The sequence below is a fragment of the Brevundimonas sp. VNH65 genome, assembly GCF_049445955.1.
Taxonomy (GTDB): Bacteria; Pseudomonadota; Alphaproteobacteria; order Caulobacterales; family Caulobacteraceae; genus Brevundimonas.
In genome coordinates this window covers 113,209-139,705 of record NZ_JBMSDX010000004.1, presented here as the reverse complement: position 1 = coordinate 139,705, position 26,497 = coordinate 113,209, and the positions used below count along the sequence as shown (strand labels likewise).

The 26,497-nt window shown below is 69.3% G+C and carries 30 protein-coding genes; 17 read left to right on the top strand and 13 right to left on the bottom strand.

The window, feature by feature from the left end; genetic code table 11:
• Positions 1-3 precede the first annotated feature (3 nt).
• From ACO2Q1_RS09065 to ACO2Q1_RS09055, 3 genes are read right to left on the bottom strand one after another with little or no spacing between them, the layout of a single operon-like run.
• Positions 4-1,437: a sulfotransferase gene (locus tag ACO2Q1_RS09065; RefSeq protein WP_423329179.1), complete on the bottom strand. Its 1,434-nt coding sequence runs from the start codon at positions 1,435-1,437 to the stop codon at positions 4-6.
• Positions 1,438-1,445: 8 nt separating this feature from the next.
• On the bottom strand, positions 1,446-2,477 hold the full coding sequence (locus ACO2Q1_RS09060; protein WP_423329178.1) for a S1/P1 Nuclease: 1,032 nt from the start codon (positions 2,475-2,477) through the stop codon (positions 1,446-1,448).
• Positions 2,478-2,507: 30 nt separating this feature from the next.
• A complete protein-coding gene (locus ACO2Q1_RS09055) occupies positions 2,508-3,092 on the bottom strand; it encodes a glutathione S-transferase family protein (protein WP_423329177.1) in 585 nt (194 codons plus the stop codon).
• A gap of 219 nt (positions 3,093-3,311) precedes the next feature.
• Between ACO2Q1_RS09055 and ACO2Q1_RS09050 the strand changes: the two genes are divergently transcribed.
• Complete coding sequence (locus ACO2Q1_RS09050) at positions 3,312-3,959, top strand: 3D domain-containing protein (RefSeq protein ID WP_423329176.1); 648 nt, start codon at positions 3,312-3,314, stop codon at positions 3,957-3,959.
• A 2-nt stretch (positions 3,960-3,961) separates the two neighbouring features.
• Here ACO2Q1_RS09050 and ACO2Q1_RS09045 read toward each other — a convergent pair whose 3' ends face one another.
• Positions 3,962-4,285, bottom strand: a complete 324-nt coding sequence (locus ACO2Q1_RS09045; protein ID WP_423329175.1) for an Mpo1-like protein — start codon at positions 4,283-4,285, stop codon at positions 3,962-3,964.
• Positions 4,286-4,310: 25 nt separating this feature from the next.
• Positions 4,311-4,838, bottom strand: coding sequence for a hypothetical protein (locus tag ACO2Q1_RS09040; RefSeq protein WP_423329174.1), 528 nt, complete (start codon positions 4,836-4,838; stop codon positions 4,311-4,313).
• 125 nt (positions 4,839-4,963) lie between these two features.
• Here ACO2Q1_RS09040 and ACO2Q1_RS09035 point away from each other — a divergent pair, with 125 nt between their 5' ends.
• Complete coding sequence (locus ACO2Q1_RS09035) at positions 4,964-5,179, top strand: flagellar hook protein FlgE (RefSeq protein WP_423329173.1); 216 nt, start codon at positions 4,964-4,966, stop codon at positions 5,177-5,179.
• On the opposite strand, the gene ACO2Q1_RS09030 is transcribed toward ACO2Q1_RS09035, so the two are convergent.
• Entirely contained in the window at positions 5,176-5,892 is a 717-nt protein-coding gene (locus tag ACO2Q1_RS09030; protein ID WP_423329172.1) for a winged helix-turn-helix transcriptional regulator, read from the bottom strand. The genes ACO2Q1_RS09035 and ACO2Q1_RS09030 overlap by 4 nt on opposite strands.
• Before the next feature lie 27 nt (positions 5,893-5,919).
• On the opposite strand from ACO2Q1_RS09030, the gene ACO2Q1_RS09025 reads away from it, so the two are divergent.
• From ACO2Q1_RS09025 to ACO2Q1_RS09015, 3 genes are all read left to right on the top strand, one after another.
• Positions 5,920-6,423, top strand: a complete 504-nt coding sequence (locus ACO2Q1_RS09025; protein WP_423329171.1) for a VOC family protein — start codon at positions 5,920-5,922, stop codon at positions 6,421-6,423.
• Positions 6,424-6,446: 23 nt separating this feature from the next.
• Complete coding sequence (locus tag ACO2Q1_RS09020; protein ID WP_423329170.1) at positions 6,447-6,938, top strand: VOC family protein; 492 nt, start codon at positions 6,447-6,449, stop codon at positions 6,936-6,938.
• A gap of 88 nt (positions 6,939-7,026) precedes the next feature.
• Positions 7,027-7,380: a DUF1428 domain-containing protein gene (locus ACO2Q1_RS09015; protein WP_423329169.1), complete on the top strand. Its 354-nt coding sequence runs from the start codon at positions 7,027-7,029 to the stop codon at positions 7,378-7,380.
• A 23-nt stretch (positions 7,381-7,403) separates the two neighbouring features.
• Here ACO2Q1_RS09015 and ACO2Q1_RS09010 read toward each other — a convergent pair whose 3' ends face one another.
• Complete coding sequence (locus ACO2Q1_RS09010; RefSeq protein ID WP_423329168.1) at positions 7,404-7,946, bottom strand: hypothetical protein; 543 nt, start codon at positions 7,944-7,946, stop codon at positions 7,404-7,406.
• Between the two features lie 98 nt (positions 7,947-8,044).
• Here ACO2Q1_RS09010 and ACO2Q1_RS09005 point away from each other — a divergent pair, with 98 nt between their 5' ends.
• Complete coding sequence (locus ACO2Q1_RS09005; protein ID WP_423329167.1) at positions 8,045-9,085, top strand: winged helix-turn-helix domain-containing protein; 1,041 nt, start codon at positions 8,045-8,047, stop codon at positions 9,083-9,085.
• Positions 9,086-9,106: 21 nt separating this feature from the next.
• On the opposite strand, the gene ACO2Q1_RS09000 is transcribed toward ACO2Q1_RS09005, so the two are convergent.
• Together ACO2Q1_RS09000 and ACO2Q1_RS08995 are read right to left on the bottom strand one after the other, a co-directional pair.
• On the bottom strand, positions 9,107-10,024 hold the full coding sequence (locus ACO2Q1_RS09000; RefSeq protein WP_423329166.1) for a hydroxymethylglutaryl-CoA lyase: 918 nt from the start codon (positions 10,022-10,024) through the stop codon (positions 9,107-9,109).
• Positions 10,021-11,751 (bottom strand): ArnT family glycosyltransferase, encoded by a 1,731-nt coding sequence (locus tag ACO2Q1_RS08995; protein ID WP_423329165.1) that lies wholly within the window; start codon positions 11,749-11,751, stop codon positions 10,021-10,023. The genes ACO2Q1_RS09000 and ACO2Q1_RS08995 overlap by 4 nt, the downstream gene beginning before the upstream one ends.
• 90 nt (positions 11,752-11,841) lie before the next feature.
• Here ACO2Q1_RS08995 and ACO2Q1_RS08990 point away from each other — a divergent pair, with 90 nt between their 5' ends.
• Both ACO2Q1_RS08990 and ACO2Q1_RS08985 read left to right on the top strand, forming a co-directional pair.
• Positions 11,842-12,573: a glycosyltransferase family 2 protein gene (locus tag ACO2Q1_RS08990; protein ID WP_423329164.1), complete on the top strand. Its 732-nt coding sequence runs from the start codon at positions 11,842-11,844 to the stop codon at positions 12,571-12,573.
• A gap of 101 nt (positions 12,574-12,674) precedes the next feature.
• Positions 12,675-13,109, top strand: a complete 435-nt coding sequence (locus ACO2Q1_RS08985; RefSeq protein ID WP_423329163.1) for a hypothetical protein — start codon at positions 12,675-12,677, stop codon at positions 13,107-13,109.
• Between the two features lie 57 nt (positions 13,110-13,166).
• On the opposite strand, the gene hslV is transcribed toward ACO2Q1_RS08985, so the two are convergent.
• Complete coding sequence (gene hslV / locus ACO2Q1_RS08980; protein WP_423329162.1) at positions 13,167-13,736, bottom strand: ATP-dependent protease subunit HslV; 570 nt, start codon at positions 13,734-13,736, stop codon at positions 13,167-13,169.
• Positions 13,737-13,880: 144 nt separating this feature from the next.
• Here hslV and ACO2Q1_RS08975 point away from each other — a divergent pair, with 144 nt between their 5' ends.
• Together ACO2Q1_RS08975 and ACO2Q1_RS08970 are read left to right on the top strand one after the other, a co-directional pair.
• Positions 13,881-14,285, top strand: a complete 405-nt coding sequence (locus ACO2Q1_RS08975; protein WP_423329161.1) for a BLUF domain-containing protein — start codon at positions 13,881-13,883, stop codon at positions 14,283-14,285.
• Positions 14,286-14,315: 30 nt separating this feature from the next.
• Entirely contained in the window at positions 14,316-15,098 is a 783-nt protein-coding gene (locus ACO2Q1_RS08970; protein ID WP_423329160.1) for a HesA/MoeB/ThiF family protein, read from the top strand.
• On the opposite strand, the gene ACO2Q1_RS08965 is transcribed toward ACO2Q1_RS08970, so the two are convergent.
• Both ACO2Q1_RS08965 and ACO2Q1_RS08960 read right to left on the bottom strand, forming a co-directional pair.
• On the bottom strand, positions 15,065-17,089 hold the full coding sequence (locus ACO2Q1_RS08965) for an alpha/beta hydrolase family protein (RefSeq protein WP_423329159.1): 2,025 nt from the start codon (positions 17,087-17,089) through the stop codon (positions 15,065-15,067). The genes ACO2Q1_RS08970 and ACO2Q1_RS08965 overlap by 34 nt on opposite strands.
• A 13-nt stretch (positions 17,090-17,102) precedes the next feature.
• Positions 17,103-18,089 carry a 2-hydroxyacid dehydrogenase gene (locus ACO2Q1_RS08960; protein ID WP_423329158.1) on the bottom strand — a complete coding sequence of 329 codons (987 nt, stop codon included), beginning with the start codon at positions 18,087-18,089 and terminating at the stop codon, positions 17,103-17,105.
• 65 nt (positions 18,090-18,154) lie between these two features.
• Here ACO2Q1_RS08960 and ACO2Q1_RS08955 point away from each other — a divergent pair, with 65 nt between their 5' ends.
• From ACO2Q1_RS08955 to fabB, 3 genes are all read left to right on the top strand, one after another.
• Entirely contained in the window at positions 18,155-18,760 is a 606-nt protein-coding gene (locus tag ACO2Q1_RS08955) for an SH3 domain-containing protein (protein WP_423329157.1), read from the top strand.
• A 66-nt stretch (positions 18,761-18,826) separates the two neighbouring features.
• On the top strand, positions 18,827-19,363 hold the full coding sequence (fabA, locus tag ACO2Q1_RS08950) for a 3-hydroxyacyl-[acyl-carrier-protein] dehydratase FabA (RefSeq protein ID WP_423329156.1): 537 nt from the start codon (positions 18,827-18,829) through the stop codon (positions 19,361-19,363).
• A gap of 87 nt (positions 19,364-19,450) precedes the next feature.
• Positions 19,451-20,680 carry a beta-ketoacyl-ACP synthase I gene (gene fabB, locus ACO2Q1_RS08945; RefSeq protein WP_423329155.1) on the top strand — a complete coding sequence of 410 codons (1,230 nt, stop codon included), beginning with the start codon at positions 19,451-19,453 and terminating at the stop codon, positions 20,678-20,680.
• A gap of 25 nt (positions 20,681-20,705) precedes the next feature.
• Here the strand turns inward: fabB and ACO2Q1_RS08940 are convergent, their stop codons facing one another.
• Complete coding sequence (locus ACO2Q1_RS08940) at positions 20,706-22,298, bottom strand: ATP-binding protein (RefSeq protein WP_423329154.1); 1,593 nt, start codon at positions 22,296-22,298, stop codon at positions 20,706-20,708.
• A 222-nt stretch (positions 22,299-22,520) separates the two neighbouring features.
• Between ACO2Q1_RS08940 and ACO2Q1_RS08935 the strand changes: the two genes are divergently transcribed.
• The 4 genes from ACO2Q1_RS08935 to ACO2Q1_RS08920 all read left to right on the top strand — a co-directional run bounded on the left by ACO2Q1_RS08935 (position 22,521) and on the right by ACO2Q1_RS08920 (position 26,492).
• On the top strand, positions 22,521-23,318 hold the full coding sequence (locus tag ACO2Q1_RS08935; protein WP_423329293.1) for an enoyl-ACP reductase FabI: 798 nt from the start codon (positions 22,521-22,523) through the stop codon (positions 23,316-23,318).
• A 139-nt stretch (positions 23,319-23,457) separates the two neighbouring features.
• Positions 23,458-24,051, top strand: coding sequence for a hypothetical protein (locus ACO2Q1_RS08930; protein ID WP_423329153.1), 594 nt, complete (start codon positions 23,458-23,460; stop codon positions 24,049-24,051).
• An 81-nt stretch (positions 24,052-24,132) separates the two neighbouring features.
• Positions 24,133-25,308, top strand: a complete 1,176-nt coding sequence (locus tag ACO2Q1_RS08925) for a benzoate/H(+) symporter BenE family transporter (protein ID WP_423329152.1) — start codon at positions 24,133-24,135, stop codon at positions 25,306-25,308.
• Positions 25,305-26,492, top strand: coding sequence for an NAD(P)/FAD-dependent oxidoreductase (locus ACO2Q1_RS08920; protein ID WP_423329151.1), 1,188 nt, complete (start codon positions 25,305-25,307; stop codon positions 26,490-26,492). The genes ACO2Q1_RS08925 and ACO2Q1_RS08920 overlap by 4 nt, the downstream gene beginning before the upstream one ends.
• Positions 26,493-26,497 lie beyond the last annotated feature (5 nt).

Sequence of the window (26,497 nt, the reverse complement as noted above, 5' to 3'; positions counted from 1 at the left end):
AGCTCAGCCGAGCGCGTCGATCAGCTTTCCGATCCGGGCTTCATAGTTGCGCCATCGACCGGCGGACCGCTGATAGATCGGTTCGCGCACCTGCCAGACGCTGGCCGTGCGCACCGCGCCCGCTGCGGAGTGGAAATCCGACACGCCTGCTTCCCAAGCCAGGCCGCAATAGTCGAGGATGCGTCGCGCCTGGGCCTCGAAATCACCGACCAGATCGTCGTACCGCACCGTCAGGATGTCGGGATACAGCGTCTTCCAGTGCGCCGTCAGGCGGTCATGCTGTCCAAGCCAGTGCGCCGCGTCCTCCAGATCCATCGCCCAGGCCATCGAAGGATCGAGGTGCAGGAAGAAGTTCGACAGGCAGACGTCGCGAGCGTCGCGCACCGTGTGAATGATCCGCGCATCGGGAAACAGACGCTTGATCAGGCCGACATGCAGGAAGTTGTCCGGGCGTTTGTCGGTGACCAGACCGGACGCGCCCCGCGCCGTCCGCACGCCGTCCAGATAGGCCTGACGCCAGGCCTCCAGCTTCCCCGGGTCGGCCGCCGCCGCCGCTTCGGGATAATCGGCCATGCGCCGCACCAGCCCAGGCAGCAGGCCCAGTTCGCCGCCGGAGACCACGCCGCTGTGCGCCGCCAGAATGCGCTCCACCAGGGTCGATCCCGAGCGGAACATGCCCAGGATGAAGACCGGCGGCCGATCGCCGCCCCCTCCCGTCTCGGCCCGGTCGAAGGCGGCGATGGCGCGACCCACGAAGGCCTCCTGCGCCGCCCGGTCGTAGCGGGCGCCGGTCGACCGGCGCGCCTCCGCATTGGCCGCCGAATAGGCGTCGAAGGCGGCGTCGTAGGCGCCCGCCTCATCCAGGGCCCGTCCCAGCGCGAAGCCCAGCTCGGCGCGATCCGTCGCCCCGACCGAGGCGGCCAGCACCTGCCGCAGGCGATCGATCAGGGGGTCGTCCGGAGTCTTGAACCGGCTGGCGTTGGCGAGCCGGGCCAGGACCAGCGCCCTTTCCTGCGGCCCGGCCCTGTCCAGCGCCCGGGCGTAGGTCGCCCGCGCCGCGTCCCGCTCCCCCCGGTCCTCATGCAGGTTGCCGAGGTTCAGCAGGGCCGGAACCCAGTCCGGCCGAAGCGCCAGGGCGCGCAGCAGTTCTGCCTCCGCATCTTGCGGACGCCCGAGATCATCCGACAGAATGACGGCGCGGTTCAGGTGCGCCTCTTCCGGCCCGGACACCCGGCGCGCCAGGGCCTTCGCATAGGCGTCCAGAGCCGCCTCTGGCCGACCCGCCGCCCGCCGCATCAGGGCGAGGTTGAACCAGCTGTCCGACAGGTCCGGCCGGATCTCCAGCAGGGCCTCATAGGCTTCCGCCGCCTCCGCCGCCCGCCCGGCGGCGCGGGCCGCCTGGGCCCGACGCAGATGGGCTTCGGCCTGCTGGCTCACGACGGGGTTCAGTCCTCGCCGATCATCGACAGCCAGGGATCGGTCGTCCCGGCCTCGACCTCGGCCACCTTGACGGCCGGCCAGCCGATCGAGGCGCCAGCCGAGGCGCGCCACGCCAGCACCGTCAGATCGCGCAGTTCGCTGGCGCCCGCCGACAGACGCGCCACGGTGAAGGCCGCGCCGCGCGGATCCGGCCGCCCGTCGACATCCCGGAAACCGCCGGCCTTCTCCAGCCGATAGAACGGCAGGACCTCGGCCAGGGTCGTCTTCAGATAGGCCGCCGTTCGGCGACGCAGGTCGAAGCCGTCCAGCGCGGGCGCCGTCATCCCCGCCTCGACGGCCTGGAGACTGGCGACGCGACTGGCGAACGAACCCTCGAACTGGCCGTGAGTCTGGCGCGAATTGGTGAAACCTTCCGGGTTCGGATAGTCGCCCCAGCCGTTGTAGTGAATGGTCGTGTGGTGCGGCTGCGACCCGTCGCCGATATAGTGGGACAGGACGCCGAGATCGCGCAGGGTCAGGGCCTCGCGCCGCCTCAGGTCGGCCAGATACCAGGCCTTCTTGCCCGGATCGGTCTCACGCGCCGCCTGGGCGGTCAGGACGCGGATATAGGCGAAGTCACGCACCAGTTGCTGCCAGCCGTCCATGATGGCGTAGGGCAGGTAGCCCGCGTCGTTCACGCTGATGCCCGCCGCCTGCAGCGCGGCGTCATATTCCGACTTCAGCCGCGGCAGGGCGTCGATCGACATGCCCTTGTCGGTCATGATCCGGCCCTCGTCGTCCATATCGACGAAATGGGCGGTGTCGCGCTCGCGATCGTGGGGTTGGCCCGCGCCCTTCCAGCGGTCGGGTTCGCGCGACAGTTCACCGACCTCGGCCGCCGCCTCGGGCGTCCGCAGGAAGGCAGGCAGATCGTCCGGCAGGGCGCGAACCGCCGCCATGCCGATCAGGCGATGCCCGGTGTTGCCCCAGGCCTCGACCTGGACGGCGGGCGCGGCGAAGGCCAGGGCGCAGGCGGCGGCGAGGAACAGGCGTTTCATGGGCAGGCTCCGCAGAAGAACGCCTCCCGCTTAGCCGATCGCGAACGCCGCCTCCACCCGCTGAATCCAGGCGCGCAGATTCGGCAGGGGCGTGAGGTCGAAGCCGCCCTCATGCGCCGCCCGCGTATAGGCGACAAGGGCGAGATCCGCGACGGTCGGGGCGTCGCCGACCAGCCAGTCCCGACCGGCCAGGGCGTCCTCCAGACGCTCCAGCGCCGCCCGGCCCCGCTCCATCAGGCGCGGCTCGATCTCTTCTGCGGATTTCCCGAGATACAGCCGCTGGAACCGCGCCACGGCGACATAGGGCTCATGGCTGTACTGCTCCCAGAACAGCCACTCCATCATCCGCGCCCGCGCATAGGCGTCTGTCGGAATGAAGGGCGTCCCTTCGGCGAAATACAGCAGGATGGCGTTGGACTGGGCCAGGGGTCGCCCATCCTCCAGCACCACCGTCGGCGTCTGGCCGGCGGGGTTGATCGCCAGGAATTCCGGGGTGCGGCTCGCCCCGGACATGATGTCCGTCTCGACCCATTGGTGATCTCGCCCAAGGCGGTCGAGCAACCACTTGACCTTCAAGCAGTTGCCGGAACGAATATCTCCGAAAACAGTCAACATCGCGATCAGTCCAAGTCGTCAGGGATCGCGAATACTGATAGTTTGACCCTCGCCTGAACCCAAGCGGAAAGCGTGGGCATTCATCGCGCCGCGCCTCATCTGTGGATGAATCAAGGCGTTGCTGAGACGGGCAGCGCCGCGCCACATTGTCGCCACAGGCGCGCATCATTCAGCCTCGGCCGGTACGCCTCCCCGCCGGCGCCTCCGTGAGTCCGCCTCATGCGCGCCGCCGCCGTCGCTGCCGCTCTCGCCGCGTCCGTCCTGGGCGCCGCGCCCTTGTCCGCTTCCAGCGAACCTGTCGCCTACGCCGCCGTTCTCGCGGCCGAGGCGTCCGATGCGGAAACGGCCGACGCCCGGAGCGGTTCCTTCACGGCGACGACGGATGAAGCGGAGGCGGCCCCGGCCGATCTCACGACCGAACAGTCCGAACTGATGAGCGGCGATCCCGACTGGCAGGCTTCGGCGCGCCTCTATCATGCGGGCGGCGGCGGGGCGACGGGCAACGATTCCCTGGGCTGCCGTCCCATCGCCATGCGCACCGTCGCGGTCGATCCGCGCCACATCCCGCGTCGCACCCGCCTGTTCATCCGTGAGACGGTCGGTCTGCGTCTGGCCGACGGCACCCGTCATGACGGCTACTGGTACGCCTCGGACACCGGCGGCGCGATCAAGGGCGCCAAGATCGACCTCTACACCGGCCACGGCCGGGCCTCGATGCGCCCGGCCCAGCGCCTGAACATGCGCACCCTGACCATCGCCGACGCCGGTCGGTTCGACGGCTGCCCGCCCAGTTGGGAAGCCCGCCCGGCCCAGGTGCGTGGCGTTCAGATGGCCTCCGCCGAAACCTCGGCCGGCGTCAGCCAGTAAGGTCAGAACTTCCGCCGGCCGCCGACCGTCTCGAAGAACAGGCGGAAGTCGCCCATCAGGCTCCACAGCGGATATTTGAAGGTCGCGGGCCGGTTCTTCTCGAAGAAGAAATGCCCGACCCAGGCGAAGCCGTAGCCGATCAGCGGCATGGCCAGCAGCCACCAGGCGTTCAACGTCAGCAGGAACGCCGCAAACGCCAGGATCACCAGACCCGTCCCGATCACATGGATCCGCCGGCACGTCCGGTTCGAATGCTCGTGGATATAGTAGGGGTAGAAGGCCGCGAAGCTCTGGTATCGTTCGCCCGGCTGCAACTGACTGGTCATGGGATCTCGCGACGCCTCCGCTCTCTCAGGTTTCGGCCGGTTCCGGCCCCAGCAGCCGCCGGATCGACGGCCACAGCTTGACCAGGGCCGAGGCGAACCCGACCACGCTGGCCACCACCTGGAAACCGCTCCAGACCGAACCCAGCACATCGCCCTGGCCGAACCCTTCGGCCACCGGAAACAGAACGCGCGACACCCCGATCTGGAACGCGGCGTAGGCGCCCGAATATTCGATGGCCCGATCGGCGAAAAAGGCGATCACCGCCGCCGCCGACACCGGCGCCCAGAGCAGGGGCAAGAGAAGCAGCAGCGCCAGAATCACCACCGCCAGCTTCGTTCCCAGGGTCTGACGCGACACGAGGGTCAGGATCACCCCCAGGCCAAGACCCAGTCCGACGCCGATCAGCGCCAGCGGGAGGACCATATCCGTCGCGTCCATCAGGTCGGCGAAGGCCATGCCGATCAGGATGCAGACCCCGCTGAACAGGAACCCGCCCAGCCACAGGGCCGCGTACTGGCCAAACCGCGTCTTCAGATGCGCCAGGCTGATCATCCCGCATCCCTCCCATCGCCCCGCTCGACCATAGCGCGGCGAACGGCGTTGTCGATTCGGATCGCGCGACGCGATTAACCGCCTTTCCCCACACCCGATTCACCGCGCGGCCTCACACTGGCGCCATGTCGATCTCCGCCGTTTCCAGCGCCGCCTCCGGCGTCAACGCCGCCTTCGCCCGACTGGACGCCTCGGCCGCCCGCACGGCGGTCGATCCGCTGGCGAACCTGGCCGGCGAAGCCGTCGAGCGGATGACCGCCAGGACCGAACTTCGGGCCAACGTCGCTGTCCTGCGCACGGCCGACGAGATGACCGGGACGCTGCTGGATATGCTGGCCTAAGCCCCCGCCTTCTCCGGCAATCCGAACCAGGTCTGGAACCGGTCCGTCGCCGCCCGATCGCCCGTGACGGCCAGGCTGCCCTCAGCCTCCATCTCCGCCAGCGGCCGCTTGCCATAGACGAACTGCGGCACAGCGACGGGCGCGCCGACAAACACGACAGCGCAATCCGCGAGCGCCGCTTCGCCCTCGACCCGCACATTGCTCAGTTCGTCGTCTGCGATGCGCGCCCGAAACGCCTGCTCGCCGAACACGAAGCCGACGTCGAGCTCTTCGCCGCCCGACGCCCGCCAGGCGTCCGCGTCAAACATGGTCCTCAGCGACATCATCACCGACACGGCGCTGATCGGCAGGCTCGGATCATGCTGCGGCGATCGCGCGGCCCAGCGGCCGAGGACCTCGAACACCGGCTGGGCCTCATAGCCCCAACCGGTCAGCTCGTAGACCTGGACCGAGGCGGGCGGCGGCAATTTGCGGCGACGCACGATCCCGGCCGCCTCCAGCCCCTCCAGCCTCTGGGTCAGCACATTGGCCGAGATCCCGCAAAGATCGCCCTTCAGGTCTCCGAACCGGCGCGGTCCGAACATCAGTTCGCGCACGACCAGCAGGGCCCACCGCTCGCCCACCAGGTCCAGCCCGTGTGCCGCCCCGCAGGCGTCGTGATAGCGCCGGCCGCTCCGCCCTCCGGCCTCTTTGGTTAGTTTTTCTAACTTCATGGTTGACTATTATAATCTTTATCGCCAATGTCAGCAACCGAAGGCGGCGAGGAACGCTATGGTCCTGAACGTCGCCACGACCCGAAGGGAGTGAACGCCGTGCCCAAGATGATCTTCGTCAACCTGCCCGTCACTGATCTGAGCCGCTCGGTCGCCTTCTACGAAGCGGTCGGCGGGGTGAAGAACCCGATGTTCTCCGACGACACGGCCGCCTGCATCGTCCTGTCGGACGTGATCCACGTCATGCTGCTGACCCACGACAAGTGGCGCACCTTCACCGACCGCGCCATCCCGGACGCCCACGCCTCGGCCCAGGTGCTGCTGTGCCTGTCGGAGGACAGCCGCGACGACGTCATCGCTCGCGTGACCAAGGCCCAGGCCGCCGGCGGTGCGATCGACCCGACCCCGACCCAGGACTTCGGCTTCATGTACGGCCGCAGCTACGCCGACCCGGACGGCCATATCTGGGAAGTGATGTGGATGGACCCCGCCGCCGCCGCACAAGGCGCAGAGGCGTTTGAACCCGCCTGACCTCGTCAACAAGGAGCGATCGCATGCCCGACAAGATCACCCCCTGCATCTGGTACGACCTCGGCCAGGCGCGCGCAGCGGCCGACTTCTACATGTCGCTGGGCCTGCCTGACAGCCGCATCGACGCGACCATCGCCAGTCCCAACGACAATCCGTCGACCCAGGCCGGGGACGAACTGGTGGTCGAGTTCACCCTGGCCGGACGATCCTTCATGGGCCTGAACGGGGGGCCGATGTTCCCCCAGTCGGAGGCGATCTCATTCCAGATCTACACCGACGATCAGGCCGAGACCGATCGCCTGTGGAACGCCATCGTCGACAACGGCGGCGAGGAAAGCCAGTGCGGCTGGTGCAAGGACCGCTGGGGCGTCAACTGGCAGATCACCCCTCGCCGGCTCATGGCCTTCTATCGCGACCCTGAGCCGGCCCGCACCAAGGCCGCCTTCGACGCCATGATGACGATGAAGAAGATCGACATCGCCGCCCTCGAGGCCGCCGCCGACGCGGCGGGCTGACGTCTTCATACAAGTCGGCGAACGCACGTCCCGCCAAGATGACGCCCACACAACCTTCACAGCAGAGCCACCCGAGAGGAACACCGCCATGACCTACGCTTCCGGCTTCCTGACCCCCGTCAAGGCTGAGGACAAGGATCGCTACATCGCCTCCGCCGCGAAATCCTGGCCGCTGTTCAGGAAATACGGCGCTCTGAAACATGTCGAGACCTGGGGCGACGACGTGCCCGACGGCAAGCTGACCAGCTTCCCCATGGCCGTGAAGCTGGAGCCCGGCGAGGTCGTCGTCTTCTCGTGGCTGATCTGGCCGGACAAGGCCACCGCAGACGCCTGTTTCGGCACGATGGAATCCGACCCCGCCTGGCAGGACATGGACATGCCGTTCGACGGCAAGCGGATGATGTGGGGCGGCTTCGACGTGGTCTTCGACGAATCGGCCTGACACGCGTCGGGCCCGATCCAGGCCTATCCGTTCGCGGTCTCGGCGGCGATGCGGAACAGCCAGGCGGCGATCAGCCACAGGGCGGAGAAGACGATCGTCGGCCCCACGACGCGCGTGTCGATGGCCAGGCCGACGATCCCCGCCGCCATCTGGGCGACCGCCGCCACGCCGGTCAGCGCCGCCATGGCGCGGGGCCGGAACCGCACGGCCAGCGCCCCGAGCAGAACCAGCGCGAGGATGGCGGCGTACATCAGGTTGGCCGGGTTCTCCTCGTCGCCGATGAAGCCGACCGCCAGATTGGCCCACGTCAGCAGGAAGCCCGTCCCCGCCGTCGTCGCCACGGCCGCGCGATAGGCCAGCCCGCCTGGAAGGCGCAGGCCGATCTCGCAGAGGCCGCCGGCGATCGTGAGCATGACGCCGAAGACCAGGAAGTCGAACCCGGTCCAGACCACCTCGTCCGTGATCTGCATCGCGATCCATGGCGTCGCCAGCAGGGCCGCCGCTCCGCCCCAGATCGCCAGCCGCCACGTCGTCTTGCGCCGCAGGATTTCCGTCACCGTCGCCATCGCCTAGTCTCCCGTTGGTATGAGGCGTCGTCATGCGGCCGGCGAGGGCTGAGCGGCATGAGGGAAATCTGAGATCGGGCTGAAAACTGATGGGAGAGGTGATCCGCTTCGCCGAGTTCGCCCTGAATGTCGAAGATCGACGACTGACGCGCGACGGGACGCCGGTGGCGATCAACGCCCGGTACCTCGACGCCCTGATCCTGCTGGCGTCCGAACCCGGCCGGTTGGTGGCCAAGGACCGCTTCATGACCGAGGTCTGGAAGGGCGTGCCGGTCACCGACGAGGCCCTGACCCAGTGCATCCGCACCCTGCGTCGGATCCTGGGCGACAATGCGGTCCGGCCGACCTTCATCGAAACCGCGCCCCGGCACGGCTATCGCTTCATCGCCGAGGTCAGGACGGACGCCGACAGCCGGCCGACGGCTGGACCGCCGTCCCTCGACATTCCCGCCGCCGACGTCCGGTGGGGGCGGTTCCTGGGTCGCGCCGCCACGACGTCGGTCGGAGGCCTGATCGCCGGACTGATCGGCGGGATCGGATACGGGCTGGTCGGCCTGGGCGCCGAGAGCGGAGGCGTCTCGACCCTGGCCGTCCTCGCCTGCCTGACCGGCGGTGTGGGTCTGATGGGCGGGGCCGGCGTCGGCCTGGGCCTGGCCGCCGCCGATTTCGGGACGGCGCGACTGACCTCCCGCGCGATCCTCGGCGCTGGCCTGGGCGGACTGGCGACCGGCGCGGCGGTCCGGCTGATCGGCATGGACGCCTTCACCCTGCTGTTCGGTCAGGCTCCGGCCCGGATCACCGGGGCCTTCGAGGGGTTGCTGCTCGGGGCCGCTGTCGGAGCGGCGGCCTGGCGCGCCCAGGACGCCGGGCCGCTGCGCGCATCCGCCCTCGGCGCCGTGGTCACGGGCGCGGCCGCCCTTCTGATCGTGCTGTCGGGCGGTCGCCTGATGGCCGGCAGCCTGGCCTCCCTGTCGGAGCGGTTCCCGGCCTCGCGCCTGCATCTCGACGCCGTCGGCGCCCTGTTCGGAGAAGCCGGCCTGGGCCCCCTGACCCGAACCACGACCGGCCTGGTCGAGGGCGCCCTGTTCGGCGCCTGCGTCGTCGCCGCCCTGGCCTGGCGGCGTCAGGGCCGGGATTGACGGCCTTCCCGCTCCCCTGGATCAGCCGACCCTGGGCCAACCGCCGGCGCGACTGAGGGCGCTGGGCGCGGGTCGGCCGATCTTTTCGCCGATCCAGCGCGCCGATTCGATCAGACCGTCCAGATCATAGCCGGTGTCGAACCCGGCCCGCTCCAGCATATAGACCAGATCCTCGGTCGCGATGTTTCCCGTGGCGCCCGGCGCGAACGGACAGCCGCCGATGCCGCCGACGGAGGCGTCCAGCACCTCCACCCCCGCCTCGACCGCCGCATGGGCGTTGGCCAGGCCGGTGTTGCGGGTGTCGTGAAAATGCAGCCTCAAGACGGCGTCCGGCGCCGCCTTCCGCGCGGCCTCGACCTTGCGGGTAACTGACCAGGGGTCGCCCACACCGATGGTGTCGGCCAGGCCGATCTCAGACACGCCCAGGGCGGCGATGCGGCCGACGACGTCGGCGACCTGATCGACCGACACCTCGCCGTCGAAGGGACAGCCCCAGACGCAGGACACGGTCACGGACAACCCGGGCGCTGCCTGGCCCGCCGCCGCATTGTGACGCCGGGCGATGATCTCCTCCAGCATCGCCTGCTGGCCGGCCCGGTCCAGGCCCTGGTTCTTCAGGCCGAAGCCGTCGGTGGCGGCCACCGAGACGTTCACCTCGTCCACCGCCGTGGTCAGGGCGCGGTCATAGCCCCGGGCGTTCAGCACCAGGCCGATACGGCTGCGGCCCGCCTCCGGCGCCAGTCCGGCCATGACCTCTTCCGCCCCGGCCATCTGGGGCACATATTTGGGGTGAACGAAGCTGACCGCCTCGATGCGCCGGGCGCCGGCGGCCTCGAGGCGCCGCACCATCTCGATCCGCGTCGCCGGATCCAGGATCGTGGCCTCGTTCTGCAGACCGTCGCGCGGGCCGACCTCGACGATCTCGATGCGGCGGCTCATTCACCCGCCTCGACGACCGCCGACGCACCGGGCGGGGCGACAGGCGCGGCGGCGGCCGGCGCGCGAACGGCGGCGCGTCGCGCCGGGGCGAACAGGGTCAGGGCCACGTCGTCGCCGGTGGAATAGTTGTGGCCGCGCACGGTCTCCACCTCGCGAGGCGTCATCCCGCCTTGACCGACGAGGGCGAGGAAGGCCGTGCGGTCGGCCCGCTCCACGAAGACCGGCCGGCCCTCGGCCAGGGCCCGCGCCGCGCCGGCCGCGTCGGTCAGTTCGGTGTCGCGTCCGGTCAGGAAGACAAAGCTCGGCTCATGAAAACCGGTGATGGCCACCGGTCCGGGGATCAGGCCCTGACGCGGCGACAGACCGGCCCGATCCATGGCCTTGACCAGTTGCGGAGCCACCGCCAGCAGCCGCAACTGCCGGATGGTTCCCGACAGGGCCGCATGGGCCAGGACGCCGCAGACCAGCGCGGTCAGGACCGCTGTGACCGCCGCCCTGTTCAGCAACAGGAAGGCGCCGCCGAAGCCCGCCAGGGCCGCGAACGCCACCGTCATCGCCGCCCAGGTCTGGGCCGTCGATCCGCCGAACGCCGTCAGGCCATAGACGGCGATGCCGCAGATCAGCACGGCGGCGACGACCGACAGCAGGGCGCCGGTGAGGCGCGACACCTTTCCGATCGGCTGCACCACGGCGGCGGCGGCGAGAATGGCCAGGCCGCCGAAGGTCGGCAGGGTGTAGTGGGCCAGTTTCGTCGGGGCCAGTTCGAAGATGATCCAGGCGGGAACGACCCAGCACACCAGGAACCGGATCGCCGGCTCTGCACGCCGATGCCATCCGGCCGACACAGCGGCGGGCAACAGCAGGGTCGCCGGGAAGAACAGCAGCGGCGCCAGCAGCACATACAGGCCGATGAATCCGCCATGGCTTTCGTGAGCGCCCGCGATCTTGGGCGCGAGGTCGCCGCCGATGGCCTCGCGCCAGAAGCCGCCGTCGGTTGCGATGGTGATGGCGATGGCCCAGGGACCGACGATCAGCGCCGTCAGCGGCAGCCCCCAGCCCCAGCCCAGCCGCTTCAGCCAGCGCGCATCGCGATCCCACAGGCAGAGCGCCAGGACGGCCGGAACGATGACGATCAGGCCGATCGGCCCCTTGACCAGCACCGACAGCCCCAGGCCGATCCAGAACATCAGCTTGTGCGGTCGTTGCGGCGTCTCTCCCGCCCGCGACGCCATATAGATGCGCGCCAGTCCGGCCATGGCCAGGGTCACGGCCCCGCACAGCATGGCGTCGGTCTTGGCGATCCCCGCCTCGCTGGACAGCAGGAAGGTGGTCCCCAGGATCGCGCCCGCCAGGAACCCGGCCCGATTGCCGAACAGGGCCGCGCCCGCCCAGGCCGCCGCCACCGCCGCCAGCACCGCACCCAGCAGGGACGGCAGGCGATAGGGCGCGATCTGGCGATCCTCGACGTTGGAGGTCGCCGCGACCGACGCCGCCTGCATCCAGTAGATGCCGACCGGCTTTTTCCACCGAGGCTCGTCCTGGAAGCGGATATCGACGAAATCGCCGGTCTCCAGCATCTGCGAGGTGGCCTGGGCGTAACGGCTCTCGTCCCGGTCCAGCGGCGGCAGCAGCAACAGGCCCGGCAGACCGGCCAGCAGGGTCAGCAGTCCCGCCAGCAGCGGCCCGCGCCAACCGACGATGAGATGATCCAGTTCGGGTCGCTTCATGCGCTCGTCGTATCACGCTCGCCACCGTCGCCGGAAGCGGCGCCGGACACGATGGTTTGTCGTGGCCTCCCGCTGCGCTAGAAGCCCCTCATGACATCCGACGTCCCGCCCGACATTTCCGTCGTCGTTCCGGTCCATGACGAATCCGGCGCCGCCGTGCCGCTGGCCCGCGAGATCGCCCAGGCCTTCGCCGGGCGCCGCTACGAGATGATCTTCGTGGACGACGCCAGTCGCGATTCGACCCTGGCGGAACTGCGGGCCGCGATGGCCGACCTGCCGACCCTGCGGGTGCTGGCCCACGGCGCGAATGCGGGCCAGAGCCGGGCCGTGCGCACGGGCGTGCTGGCGGCCCGCGGCCCGATCATCGTCACCCTGGACGGCGACGGCCAGAATCCGCCGCACGACGGCCCCCGCCTGGCCGACGCCCTCGCCGCCGCGCCGCCCGATGTGGCCCTGGTCGGCGGGGTCCGCGCCCGGCGTCAGGACACCGGCGCCAAGAAATGGGCCTCGCTGTGGGCCAACCGCATCCGCAAACGGCTGCTGGGCGACGACGCCGACGACACGGGGTGCGGACTGAAGGCCTTTCGTCGCGACGCCTTCCTGGCCCTTCCCTATTTCGATCACATCCACCGCTACCTGCCCGCCCTCATGATCCGCGAGGGATTCCAGAACCGGTATCTGGACGTCGATCACCGGCACCGCGAGACCGGGCGGTCGAAATACACCAACTGGGGACGGCTGATGGCCTCCTGGTCGGACCTGCAGGGCGTGATGTGGCTGAAGACCCGCTCCCGACGGCCGGGCGCCGTCACCGAGTTCTGAGGCCTGATTCGCCCGTCGCGCGAGCAGGCGTGGCGGTCGGCCGCGAGCCGCGTTATCCTTAAGGCCGTCGCGCCCCCAGGGGTCGCCTTCGGGGAACCGTCATGCTGATCGCCCTGCCGCTGCTGCTCATCCCGGTGGTGCTCTACAACATCGTCGTCCTGTGGGGCGCCTCGGGCCAGGGCGGCCTGGCCGCCGCCGACGAGATCCTGCGCGATCCGGTGTTCAGCATCCCGATGACCTCGGGCGCCAACTGGAGCGTGGGGGTCGGCGACCTGATCCTGTTCCTGGCGCTGATCCTGCTGTTCTTCGAACTGCTGAAGTCCACGTCCAGCCAGAAGGTGGCGATCGTCAATCACGCCCTTTCGCTGATTGTCTTCGTGGTCTGCCTGGTGGAGTTCCTGCTGATCCGGGGCTTCGCCACCTCGACCTTCTTCCTGATCCTGACCATGGTCATGCTGGACGTCCTGGCCGGGTTCATCGTGACGATCATCGCCGCCAGGCGGGACCTGGATTTCTCGAACGGCGGCGGGGCCTGACCCACCCCCTCTCGCCTCATGACGTGAGTGACCGGGTCGCGAAGATCGCGCCCGGGCTTAAAGCGTCTCCACCGTCAGATTGCCGTTGGTGTAGACGCAGATGCTCGCGGCGATGGCCATCGATTTGCGCGCGATGGCCTCGGCGTCGAGGTCGGAATTCTCGCTCAGGGCCAGGGCCGCGGCCAGGGCGTAGTTGCCGCCCGACCCCACCGCCGCCACCCCATGCTCCGGCTCCAGCACGTCGCCGACGCCGGTGACGGTGAAGATCGAGCTCGCGTCGGCGACCAGCAGCATCGCCTCCAGACGACGGAGATAGCGGTCCGTCCGCCAGTCCTTGGCCAGATCGACGCAGGCGCGCGCCAGCTGGTCCGGATACTGCTCCAGCTTGGCCTCCAGCCGTTCGATCAGGGTGAAGGCGTCGGCCGTCGCCCCGGCGAAGCCCGCCAGCACCCGCCCGCCCGCCAGAACGCGCACCTTGCGCGCCGCGCCCTTGACGATGGTCGGCCCCATCGAAACCTGGCCGTCCCCGGCGATGACGGTCCGGCCGTTCTTTCGCACCGCCAGAATGGTGGTGCCGTGCCAGCCGGGTGAGGCCGCCGCGTCGGCGGAAAAGCGCGTCTGTTCCATGGCTTGCAGATGGCGTGGCGGGCTCGAGGCTTCAAGCTTTGCAATATCATTCCCAAACGGGGCAGCTTCGCCATATTTTGACCCAATGTAACCGGTACCATTCATCATTAAATTTCCGACATTCGCCATCAGGGAGACTCGCGGGTGCTTCAACGCGCGATCTACGTCAGTGACGCCGCCACCGGTGTCGGCTCGAATCTGCAGTCGCTCGCGGAAATCCTCGGCGTGTCGGCGGTGAACAATCGCCGCGACCGCCTGTTCGGCGCCCTGCTGCACCACGAAGGTCGGTTCCTGCAGGTGATCGAGGGCGGCCGGGTCGACCTCGACCGGCTGATCCGCAAGCTCAAGGCGGACGCGCGTCACTCGAACCTGCGCTTTCTGACCGACGGACCCACGCCCGCGCGCCGCTATGGCGACGAGCCGATGCGCCACCTGCCGATGACCACCGGCGGGCGGGCCTTGCTCGCCGGGCGCGGCCTGGACTCCCTCGACCTCGCCGAGGCCGAAAGTCTGCTGACCGAACTGCAGCGCCTCGACGCCGCCGCCTGACATCCGGCCCCCCAAGCCCTAGATAGGGCCATGCCGCAAACGCCCGCGCCCTTTTCCGACGCCGAAGTCGAACGCTACGCCCGGCATCTGGTGCTGTCGGAGATCGGCGGGCCCGGGCAGCAGAGGCTGGCGGCCGCCCGGGTCCTGATCGTCGGCGCGGGGGGCGTGGGCGGACCGGCGGCCTTGTACCTCGCGGCCGCCGGGGTCGGGACGATCGGTCTGGTCGATGACGACACGGTCGCCCTGTCCAACCTCCAGCGCCAGATCCTGTTCTCCGACGCCGACATCGGCGCCCCCAAGGTCCAGGCCGCCGCCGCCCGCCTGGCCCGGACCAACCCCCACGTCTCGGTCGAAGGCCACGGCCTGCGCCTGACACCTGACAACGCGGCCGCCCTGATCGCAGCCCACGACCTCGTCATCGACGGCACGGACGATTTCAGCACCCGCTTCGCCGTCAACGCCGCCTGCGTCGCCGGCGGAAAGCCCCTCGTCTCCGCAGCCCTCGGCCGCTGGACCGGCCAGGTCGCTGTGTTCCAGGGCCGCCCCTGCTATCAGTGCCTGGTCCCCGAGGCCCCGCCCGACGCCGAAACCTGCGCCCGCGTGGGCGTGGTGGGCGCCCTGACCGGCGTCATCGGCGCCATGGCGGCCCTGGAGGCGATCAAGCTGATCACCGGCGCCGGCGAACCCCTGACCGGCCGTCTGATGCTCTACGACGGCCTGGCGGGAACGAGCCGCACGGTGCGAGTGGCGGCTGATCCGACGTGCGGCGCCTGTTCGGATCAGGCGAAGGCGCGGGACAGCAGGGCGACGTAGCGTTCGAGCAGCGCCTTCTCGTCGGCGTCCTCCCAGTCGCCATGCCCGGCATCCGGCACCTCGACCAACTCCACTGTCTTGCCCGCCGCACGCAGGGCGTCGTGCATGCGTCGCGACTGGCTTACCGGCACCACCGGGTCATCGACGCCGTGGACCAGCAGGACGGGGCAAACGATCTCTCCGGCCCGGCGGCGGGGCGAGGCGGCGACCATCATGGCGTCGTCCACGCCCGGTTGGCCGATGCGACGGCTCCAGAAGTTGAAGCTGGGCTGGCCCGGACCGTCGTCCTGGACCTTTTCCCAGTTGAGCATGTCGGGCAGATCTCCCACGCCGCAGATCGAGATCGCCGCCTTGTAGAGGTCCGGCCGCCGCACCGCCCCCATCAGCGCCGCATAGCCGCCATAGCTGGCGCCCATGATCGCGACCCTTTTGGCGTCCAGCCCGCGCAGTTTCAACGCATGGGCCACGGCGTCCTCGACGTCTTCCTGCATCCGCTCGCCCCAACGCCGCCATCCCGCCTGGGCGAAGGCTGCGCCATAGCCGCCTGATCCCCGGAAATTGGGCTGCAACACCCACCAGCCCTGAGCGGCCAGAACCTGAACCTGCCGGTCCCATTCCACCGTGTCTCGCACTTCCGGCCCGCCGTGCGGCATCACCACCAACGGCCCTGGCGCTCCGCCGGGAGGCGCCGTCAGATAGGCGGTGATCGCAGCGCCGTCACGGGTCGTGACCCTCAGCGGCTCCATCGGCGCCAGGCGCCCGGCCTCGAGCATGGTGCGGGCGGTCAGGTTGACGAAGCTGCGCGCAGTCCGGTCATACAGGTACCAGGCGCCCGGCTCCTGCGGTCCGCTGACATAGGCCAGCAGGCGATTGGTCTTCGCGTCGGACCCCACAAGCGCGACATTGCACCGGTCCTCGAAGAAGCGATTCATCGCGCGGTGGTGCGGCGCCAGCGCCCTGTCGGCGAACTCATACTCCAGCCGGTCGCCCCAGAAGGTCGCGGCCATGTAGCGGCCCCTGTTGTCGCTCAGGCCGCCCGTGGCGTCATGGCCTTCCCGCGCCGCGATCGGCGGGCCGAACGCCAGGGTCCCGAGATCCAGTTCGCGCACGGATTCGACATTCTCGCCTTCCTGACGCGCCGAGACGACGACAACGCCGGGCCGGTCCGTTCCCGAAATCCAGGAAAAATCCGGCGCGTCTTCAAGCCTCAGGCGGCGCAACAGCTTCCAATCCGTCCCGCCCGGCGGCCGCGCCAGGACGTCGATCAGATCATATCGGCGGCCTGACAGGTCGTAGCGGAGCACCGGAACACCATCATGGCTGGACCAGCCGACTGTCTTGTTTCCCCCGCGCTCGAACTGCGTCGCCGCGCCGGTCATCACATTGACCCTGTAGAGCGCGGCCATGCCGACCGACGTCGTGGAGATCATCAGGACGTTGTCGGGGTCGTTCGGCAGGGTATCGACCACCAGCCCCAGCTCCCGCGACCGACGCATGCGGCGGCGGTCGTTGTCGAACAGGACCACCGCCGCGCCGGTCGCGGGATCGACCGAGATCATGCGCCGCGAACTGATCTCGCGTCGCCCGGCCCGCACCAGGGTCTGGGCGGTGTCGTGAGCGACGTTCACCTCGGCCGTGACCAGGATGCGGATCAGGACCCGGGAATCGTTCGCCCACTGCATCGCCTCGCAATCGAAGTCCCCCAGCGGCGTCCTCACCGGCGGCCTCGAAGGGTCGTCTGCGGAAATCAGGTCCAGCACCGCCCGGCGACGACCGTCGGACCGCAACTCCCTGATGATGGCGATGCGGCTGCCGTCCGGCGACAGGGCCACGTCCAGGGTCTGGTCGTCAGTGAAGAAGTCGCTTAGCGCGTGCGGTCGCACCGTCTGGCCGACGGCCTTCCCCGCCGAGGTGAAAGCGGCCAGGGCGGCCGCGGCCGTCAGAACCGTTCTGCGCGAAGGACCCGAGCAGCCCGTGTCAATCTCATCCATTGCAAACGCCTGACTACAACATCGCCGGGATGACCCGGTCCGGCGGGCGGTGCTGGTTCTGGAAGGTCATGACGTTCAGGATCACCCGGTCGCCCATGTCCTGACGCGCCTCCAGGGTCGCGGAGCCCAGGTGGGGCAACAGCACCACATTGGGGTGGCCGATCAGGCCCGGATGGATGGCCGGCTCGTTCTCGAACACGTCCAACCCGACGCCCGCCAGACCGCGACGCGCCACCACCTCCGACAGGGCCGCCTCGTCGATCAGTTCGCCGCGCGCGGTGTTGATCAGGACGGCGTGCGGCTGCAGCCGCGCCAGGCGGTCGGCGTTCAGCAGGTGATGGGTGTCCTTCGTCGCCGGGCAGTTCAGCGAGACGACGTCCATCCGGGCCAGCATCTCGTCCAGATCGTCCCACCAGGTCGCGCCCAGCTCCTCGGCGATCCGCTCCGAGACGGGTTTCCGGTTATGATAATGGACCTGCATGCCGAAGGCCTTGGCCCGCCGCGCCAGGGCCTGGCCGATCCGGCCCATGCCGACGACGCCCAGCCGCTTGCCCCACAGTTTGCGCCCGCACATCCAGGTCGGGGTCCAGCCCTGGAACCTGCCCTCGGCGACGACATTGGCGCCTTCCACGATGCGGCGGCTGACGGCCAGGATCAGGGCCATGCCCAGATCGGCCGTGTCCTCGGTCAGGACGCCGGGAGTGTTGGTGACGATGATCCCGCGCGCCACGGCCGCGTCGATGTCGATATGGTCGACCCCTGCGCCGAAATTGGCGATCATCTTCAACTGCTCGCCCGCCCCGTTGATCAGGTCCGCGTCGATCTCGTCGGTGATGGTCGGCACCAGGACGTCGGCGCGCTGCACCGCCGCCTCCAGCGCGGCGCGATCCATCGGCTGATCCTTGAGATTCAGCTCAGCGTCGAACAGCTCCCGCATCCGGGTTTCCACCGCGTCCGGCAGCCGCCGGGTTAACACGACCTTAAGCTTGCGGGTGGACATCTGGGCCTCGGAATTCACGCGGTCCGCACCTGTGGGATCGGGCCGCTCGCGACGGGTCGTCACGCGTGTCTAGCAAAGCTGCGAGCGGGATCAAAAGGGCCGACGCGCGCGTCGCCGCGCCACGTCGCCGCGCCCTGCCCCTGATGATCGCCGCCTCGGCCCTCCTGCTGGGCGCGGCGGCGGAACCGACGGCCGTGATGCCGGACGGCCGGCCCACGCCCTCCCGCCAGCCCGTGCCGCGCTGGTTGTCTCTGAAATCGGACGAGGTCCGGGCGCGGCACGGCCCCGGTCTCGACCATCGCATTCTGTGGGAGTACCGGGCCGCCGGCCTGCCGGTCCAGGTCATCGCCGAGACCCGCGAGTGGCGAAAGATCTGCGATCCCGAGGGGGCCGTCGCCTGGGTTCACCGCAGCGTCGTCTCCGGCCGACGCACCGTCTTCAACCGGTCGCACCGGGAGCTTCCGCTCCGGGCCGGACGCTCGGAGGACGCCGCCGTCCGGGCCCGCCTGGCCCCCCGCGCCGTCATCGCCCTGGACCAGTGCCGCGACGGCTGGTGCGACCTGGGCGGGCGCAAGGTTCACGGCTGGGCGCCCCAGTCGGCCCTGTTCGGGGTGCAGGATCGGGCCCTGTGCGACGCCGGTCGTCCCGCCGGAACCGGTCGGGCGGACTGACGCAGCGAGGTTGAGCCGGACGGGCCGCTGGTGTAACCGGGCCGCCACAGTTCCGCGGAGCCCGCCTTGAGCCAGTCCCAATATCCGTCGTCCTTCGACCACGCCGCCCTTCTGGCCTCGGGCCGGGGCGAACTGTTCGGCCCGGGCAACGCCCAGCTTCCGGCCCCGCCGATGCTGATGTTCGACCGCATCGTCACGATCAACTCGGACGGCGGCGCCCACGGCAAGGGCTATGTCGAGGCCGAACTCGACATCAACCCGGACCTCTGGTTCTTCCAGTGCCACTTCATCGGGGACCCGGTCATGCCGGGCTGCCTGGGTCTGGACGCCATGTGGCAGCTCGTCGGCTTCTATCTGGGCTGGATCGGCGGTCCGGGCCGCGGCCGCGCGCTCGGCGTCGGCGAGGTGAAGTTCACCGGCCAGGTCACGCCGGACATCAGGAAGGTGGTTTACAAGATCGACCTGAAGCGGGTCATCAATCGCAAGCTGGTCATGGGCATCGCCGACGGCGTGCTCGAGGCCGACGGTCAGGTGATCTATACCTGCAACGACATGCGGGTCGGCCTGTTCGGCGCGACGGCCTCCGAAACCGCCGGCGAATAGTCTAGTCTCGTTCGACAACACCGCGGGCAACGCGGGATTCAGAAGGCGTGACGCCCCCTTGCGGCGTCCCGGAAGAAGGAAACCTCCATGCGGCGTGTCGTCGTCACCGGCCTGGGCATCGTCTCCTCCATCGGCACGGGCGTGTCCGAGGTCCTGACCTCCCTGCGCGAGGCGCGTTCGGGCGTGAAGGCGGCCCCCGATCACATCAAATACGGCTTCCGCTCCCAGGTCTGGGCTCCGCCGGCCCTCGGACACACCGCCGAGGACTGGGCCCCGCTGGTCGATCGCCGCGCCGCTCGTTTCCTCTCCAACGGCACCGCCTGGGCCCACATCGCCTTCGAAGAGGCGCTGAAGGACTCCGGCCTGACGGCGGAAGAGATCCAGAACGAGAAGATCGGCCTGATCGTCGGCGAGGGCGGCCCCTCGACCCAGGTCATCCTGCAGGCCGCCCAGACGACCATGGAGCGCGGCTCGCCCAAGCGCGTCGGCCCCTTCGCCGTGCCCAAGGCCATGTCGTCCGGTCCTTCGGCCGTTCTGGCCACCTGGTTCCAGATGAAGGGCGTCAACTATTCGATCTCCTCGGCCTGCGCGACCTCGGCCCACTGCATCGGCGCGGGCGCCGAACAGATCGCCTGGGGCAAGCAGGACGTGGTCTTCGCCGGCGGCTGCGAGGACATCGACTGGTCCATGTCCAACATGTTCGACGCCATGGGCGCCATGTCGTCCAACTTCAACGAGACCCCTTCGGTCGCCAGCCGCGCCTATGACAAGGACCGCGACGGCTTCGTCATCGCCGGCGGCGCCGGAATCGTCGTGCTGGAAGAATATGAGCGGGCCAGGGCGCGCGGCGCGACCATCTACGGCGAGGTCGTCGGCTACGGCGCCAACTCGGACGGGTACGACATGGTCGCGCCCTCGGGCGAAGGCGCCGAACGCTGCATGAAGCTGGCCATGAAGATGGCCGGCGATCGCCGTATCGACTATCTGAACCCGCACGGCACCTCGACCCCGGTCGGCGACGCCAAGGAGATGGGCGCGGTGCGCAACGTCTTCGGCGCCGACATGCCCCTGATCTCCTCGACCAAGTCCCTGACCGGCCACTCGCTCGGCGCCGCCGGGGTGTGGGAGGCGATCTACTCGATCCTGATGCTCAACAACGGCTTCGCCGCCGAGAGCGCCCACATTGAAAACCTGGACCCCGAGTTCGAGGGCATGCCCATCCTTCGCGAGCGCAAGGACGTCGAGCTGACCACTGTGATGTCGAACAGCTTCGGCTTCGGCGGCACCAACGGGACCCTGGTGATCTCCAGGGTCTGACGCCGAAACGCCTGGGCGCCGCCGCTCAGGCCGCCGCGGCGCTCCCCGGCACAGCCAGGACCCGGCGGATCGCGTCCAGCAGCGCCGCCGGATCCAGCGGCTTGCACACCACCGCCGCCATGCCGGCCGCATGATAGCGCCGGGCGTCGGCCTCAGCCGCGTTCGCCGTCAGGGCGATGACCGGCGTGGCCCCCGCCGTTCCGCCCAGCGCCCGGATGCGCCCGGTCGTCGCCACCCCGTCCATCCCCGGCATCTGGATGTCCATGAGGATCAGGTCATGGCGGCCCTGTCGCGCGGCCTCGATCGCCGACGGCCCGTCCTCGGCCACATCCGAGGTGCAGCCGAACATCTCCAGCACCTTGGTCGCCACGAAGCGGTTGGTGGCGTTGTCGTCGACCACCAGCACATGCAGGGTCTCGTGCGGCGTGGGCTCGGGCGCGGCCCCGGATCGCGCCTGCTCCTCCGCCCGATCCAGGGTCATCCCGAAGATGAAGCGCGCGCCGCCGTCGCGGGCCGCCTGCACCGCGATCCGCCCCTGCATCGCCTCCACGATCTGGCGGCAGATGGTCAGGCCCAGCCCGGCGCCCGCGCCGGTGCGGCCGGCCTCGCCGGTGTTGAACGGCTCGAAGATGCGCGCGGCCGTGCCTTCGGGGATGCCGGGACCGGTGTCTTCCACGGCGCCGACGATGGCGATCCGATCCCCTTCAGGCCGCGCGTTCAGTTCGATGACGACCTGCCCGCGGTCCGTGAACTTCAGCGCATTGCCGACCAGATTGTTGAGCAGCTGCTTCAGGCGGACGCGGTCGCCCATGACCCAGGCGGCCTGCGCCATGTCAGTCTTCAGGATCAGCCGCAGCCCCTTCTCCTCGGCCCGGGCGCGCCACAGGGCCTCGACGTCCGACGCCAGGGCGGACAGGTCCAGGGGCTGGATGTCCAGTTGCGCCACCCCGGCCTCGGCGCGCGACATGTCGAGGGCGTCGGTCAGCAGTCCCAGCAGCGATTCCCCGGAACCCACCATCGCCGTCACATAGGGCCTGAGGTCCTCCTGCGTCAGCTTGCGCTCCAGCACGCGCGCGACGCCCAGGACGCCGTTCAGGGGCGTTCTGATCTCATGGCTCATCACCGCCAGGAACTCCGACCGGGCCCGGCTGGAGGCGCGGGCCTCGGCCTCGGCCGCCGCCAGGTCCTGGGCCAGGCGCGCCATCTGCTCGGCCCGGTCCCGGTGGGCCGCGCTGGCGGCCTGGAGAATCTCCAGCGTGCTGCCTGCGCCGCAGTAGCGGCCGTTGCGGACCGCGATGAAGCCGCCCATCAGGGCGCTGGCGTCCGCCTCATCCGAGGCGCCGAACAGGGCGTCGGCGCTGGCGTCGGCCTCGGCGATCACCGGCCGGGCGTTCATCAGTCCCGACACCGGCCGCCCGGCGTACAATTCGCGCCCGAAGGCCGCCGCCATCTTCAGCATGAAGGCGTTGCGCTCGATCAGACCCAGCGGCCGGTCGTCCGCATCGGTCACCGGGATCACCATCAGGTTCGGCTCGGCCTGAAAGCGCTCGAAGACGACCGCGCCGACGGTGTCCGGCGCGACCGGCGAAATCGGCTGAATGTAACGTGCGATACGCATCGGGCTCCCCACGCCGCACGACCTAGACCGGCGCGCTTAACATCGCCTTCCCGCAGCATGATATTTTTCTTTCAGATCAATCACATAATGTCCGCATCCGGATCGGTTTTCAGCCGCCGCGCCTCCGGGCCCGGCCCGACGCTTCCTTCCCTAGCGATCCCCTGCTAACCCTCGCGGCGAACTGTGAGGAGACGACCCATGGCCACCGAATCCGCCTGGAACATGCCGGCCGGCGAACTGATGAAGGGCAAGAAGGGCCTGATCATGGGGGTGGCCAACGCCAACTCCATCGCCTGGGGCATCGCCACCCAGCTGGCCGCCCAGGGCGCCGAACTGGCCTTCACCTATCTGGGCGAGGGTCTCGAGCGCCGCGTTCGTCCCCTGGCCGAGAGCGTGGGCGCGAAATTGCTGATCCAGGCCGACGTCACCGACGACGCCTCCATGGACGCCGCCTTCGCCGAGCTGGAAAAGGAATTCGGCACGATCGACTTCGTCATCCACTCGGTCGCCTTCGCCAACAAGGACGAACTGAAGGGCTCCTTCGTCGAGAACACCTCGCGCGACAGCTTCCTGCTGGCCATGAACATCTCGGCCTTCAGCTTCGTGGACGTCGCCAGGCGCGCCTCGAAACTGATGCCCAACGGCGGGTCGCTGGTGACCATGACCTACCTCGGCTCGGAGCGGGCCATCCCCAACTACAACACCATGGGCGTGGCCAAGGCGGCGCTGGAGGCGGCGACCCGCTACATCGCCCGCGACCTGGGGCCCAGGGGCATTCGCGTCAACGCTATCTCGGCCGGCGCCATGCGCACGCTGTCGCTGGCCGGCATCTCCGGCGGTCGCGGCATGATCGCCCAGGGCCGCGCCATGTCGGCCATGAAGGAGGACACCTCCATGGAAGGCGTCGCCGGCGCCGCCCTGTGGCTGGTCTCCGACCTCGGCTTCTCGACCACCGGCGAAGTCGTCCACGTCGACGCCGGCTTCCACATGATGGGCCTGGCCGGCGACGAGGAGGGGTAAGCTATCCGCCGATAGGGTGCCCCTCTTCCATTATCCTACCCACACGCGGCGCGGAAACTTCTAACCCTTTTTGGAACGATCGAAGACCGACCCACCGATTGCCAAAAAGGAAGCGAGCGAGTTGGCGAGAGGCTCATATATGGCGTCCATCTCGCCCTTTGTTTCCTTGCACGGCCAGCGCGTGATCACCCTGGTCTCTGCGCTGGTTTTCGCATGCCTTTCGACAAGCGAATTGGCTCGAGCTCAATCCGCACCCCAGCATATCGACCAAGGCGTCAAGGTGGCCTCGATCAGGTCTGCTGACCAAGATGGGGTATGGACCATCGACATCTTCTCCGGCGTCGATCTGACCCGCCCGATCCGGCCGGACCGGTATCCGCTCCTGTATTCGGCGCGATTTCGACGCGGCAACAGTGGACTGCGTGACCGGTGGGCAGATACCCAGACCTGCCCTGCCTTGATCGGCGTGGTCGCCGGTTTGGACGCGGTGTTCGCTCCCCGCTTCAATCCTGGGCGCGCTTACGGCCTGCCGCCCGAGGGCGCCCGCATGCCTGAATCGACGCCACCTCCCCTTCACGCACAGGGCTATACGATCGAAGGGCGAGCCGTGCAGGCGGATGGTTCGACGGCCCAGATGTCGATCAGTTCCAATGGCGGTGCGATCGCCGCCTTCGGAAAGCTGGTTGAGACGCGTCTGGCGAACTGCTGGGCGGAACGACAACCCGCATTGTGACGACTCGTCGGAGCATAAATTCCCCGCGCTCGCCAAGGTTAAGGGCTATCGCCGGATGAGGCGACGCCCTAAGCGCGTCGCATGACCGCGCCGCGTCTTCCCGCTTCCGCCCTTTCCGCCGCCGCTGTGGCGACGGTGATCGGCTTCGGCGGCACGGTGGCCCTGGTGGTTCAGGCTGGTCAGGTGCTGGGCGCCTCATCGGGCCAGATCGTCTCCATGATCACCTCCCTGTGCCTCGGCATCGCCCTTCCCGGCATGCTGCTGAGCTGGCGGCTGAAGATACCCGTCGTCCTGGCCTGGTCGACGCCGGGGGCCGCCCTGCTGGCCGCCTCGGCCGGGCCTGTGGTCGGCTGGCCGACGGCGGTGGGGGCCTTCGTCGTCGCGGCGAGCCTGATGATTCTGACCGGCCTGCTGCCGGTGCTCGGACGCCTGGCGGCGCGGATTCCGGCCGGCGTCGCCTCGGCCATGCTGGCGGGGGTGCTGCTGCCCTTCGTACTGAAGCTGTTCGTCGTCCTGCCGCAGGAAGCGGCCCTGACCCTGGGTCTGATCGCCGCCTTTCTGGTGATGCGGACCCTGCGTCCGGCCTGGGCCATGCCGGTGGTCCTGGGCGTCGCCTTCGTCGTTCTGGCCCTGAGAGGTCAGCTGACGCTGCCGCCGGGGACCGGCCTGTTCGGCCATCTGGAGCCCATCCTGCCGACGTTCGATCCAGCGACGGCGATCGGTCTGGGACTGCCGCTGTTTCTGGTCACCCTGGCGGCGCAGAATCTGCCAGGGCTGGTCGTGTTGCAGTCGGCCGGCTATCCGCCCCCGGCCGACCGGCTGATCCTCTCGACCGGCGTCGCCAGCCTGATCGCCGCCCCCTTCGGCGCACACGGCGTCAACCTGGCCGCCATCACCGCCGCCATATGCATCGGTCCTGACGCCCATCCCGATCCTGAACGTCGATGGATCGTCGGAGTGCTTTATGGCGGACTCTATCTGATCGTCGCCCTGTTCGCCGCGCCCCTGGCCGGGCTGTTCATCGCCATGCCGCCCGCCGCGCTGGCGGTCGTCACGGGGCTGGCGCTGATCGCCCCCCTGACCGGCGCCCTGACCCAGATGATCGGCGACGAACCCTCGCGCGAGGCCGCGATCCTGACCTTCGCCGCCACCGCCTCGGGCCTGGCCCTGTTCGGGATCGGCTCGGCCTTCTGGGGGCTGGTTGCCGGCTTTTCCGTGCTCGCGGTTCGCCGCCTGCTGACCCTGAGGCGCGCATGAAGACCGTGGATGTCCTGATCGTGGGCGCCGGCGCGGCCGGCATGATGTGCGCCATCGAGGCCGGGCGACGCGGCCGCCGCGTCCTGATCGTCGATCACGCCGCAAAGCCGGGCGAGAAGATCCGCATATCGGGCGGCGGCCGCTGCAACTTCACCAATCTGGACGCCGACCGCATCGACCGGTTCCTGGGCGGAAATCCGCGGTTCGCCGCCTCGGCCCTGAAGCGGTTCGGCCCGAAGGATTTCATCGCCCGCGTCGATCGGGCGGGCATCCGCTGGCACGAAAAGACCCTGGGCCAGCTGTTCTGCGACGACAGCGCCAAACAGATCGTCCGTATGCTGACCGATCAGATGACCGAGGCCGGCGCCGAGCTTCGGCTCGATACGGGCGTCGCGTCGGTCGATCGCCGGGGCGACGGCTTTTCCGCCGTCCTCTCGGACGGATCGGGCGTCACCGCCAGTTCGCTGGTGATCGCGACCGGCGGCAAGTCGATCCCCAGGATGGGCGCGACCGGCTGGGCCTATGAGACCGCACGGCGCTTCGGCCTCAGGATCACCGAGACCCGTCCGGCCCTCGTCCCCCTGACCTTCGACCCCGACTTCCTGGCCCGACACGCCCCCTTGTCAGGTCTTTCGGCGGAGACCGTGGCGCGCAACGACCGCATCGCCTTTCGCGAGGCCCTGCTGTTCACCCATCGCGGCCTGTCCGGCCCGTCGGTGCTGCAGATCAGCTCCTACTGGCGCGAGGGGGAGGTGGTGGAGTTCGATCTGGCGCCCGATGCCGACGTCGCCGCCCTGCTCCGCGCCGCCAAGACCGAAAACGGCAAGCAGGCGGTGCAGACGGCGCTCGGCCATATCGTCCCGCGCCGCCTCGCCGACGCAGTGGTGGAGCGCACAGCGACGCCGCCGCGCAAGCTTGCGGAACTGCCCGACCGGACCCTCGACGCCCTCGGCGAGGCGGTCAATCGCTGGCGGGTCAAGCCGACCGGCTCGGAGGGGTATCGCACCGCCGAGGTCACCCTGGGCGGCGTCGACACTGACGACCTGGACCAGAAGACGATGCAGGCCAGATCGGTCCCCGGTCTGTTCGTGGTCGGAGAGGCGGCGGACGTCACCGGCTGGCTGGGCGGCTATAATTTCCAGTGGGCCTGGGCGTCGGGCTGGGCCGCCGGCCAGGCGTGCTGACAGGC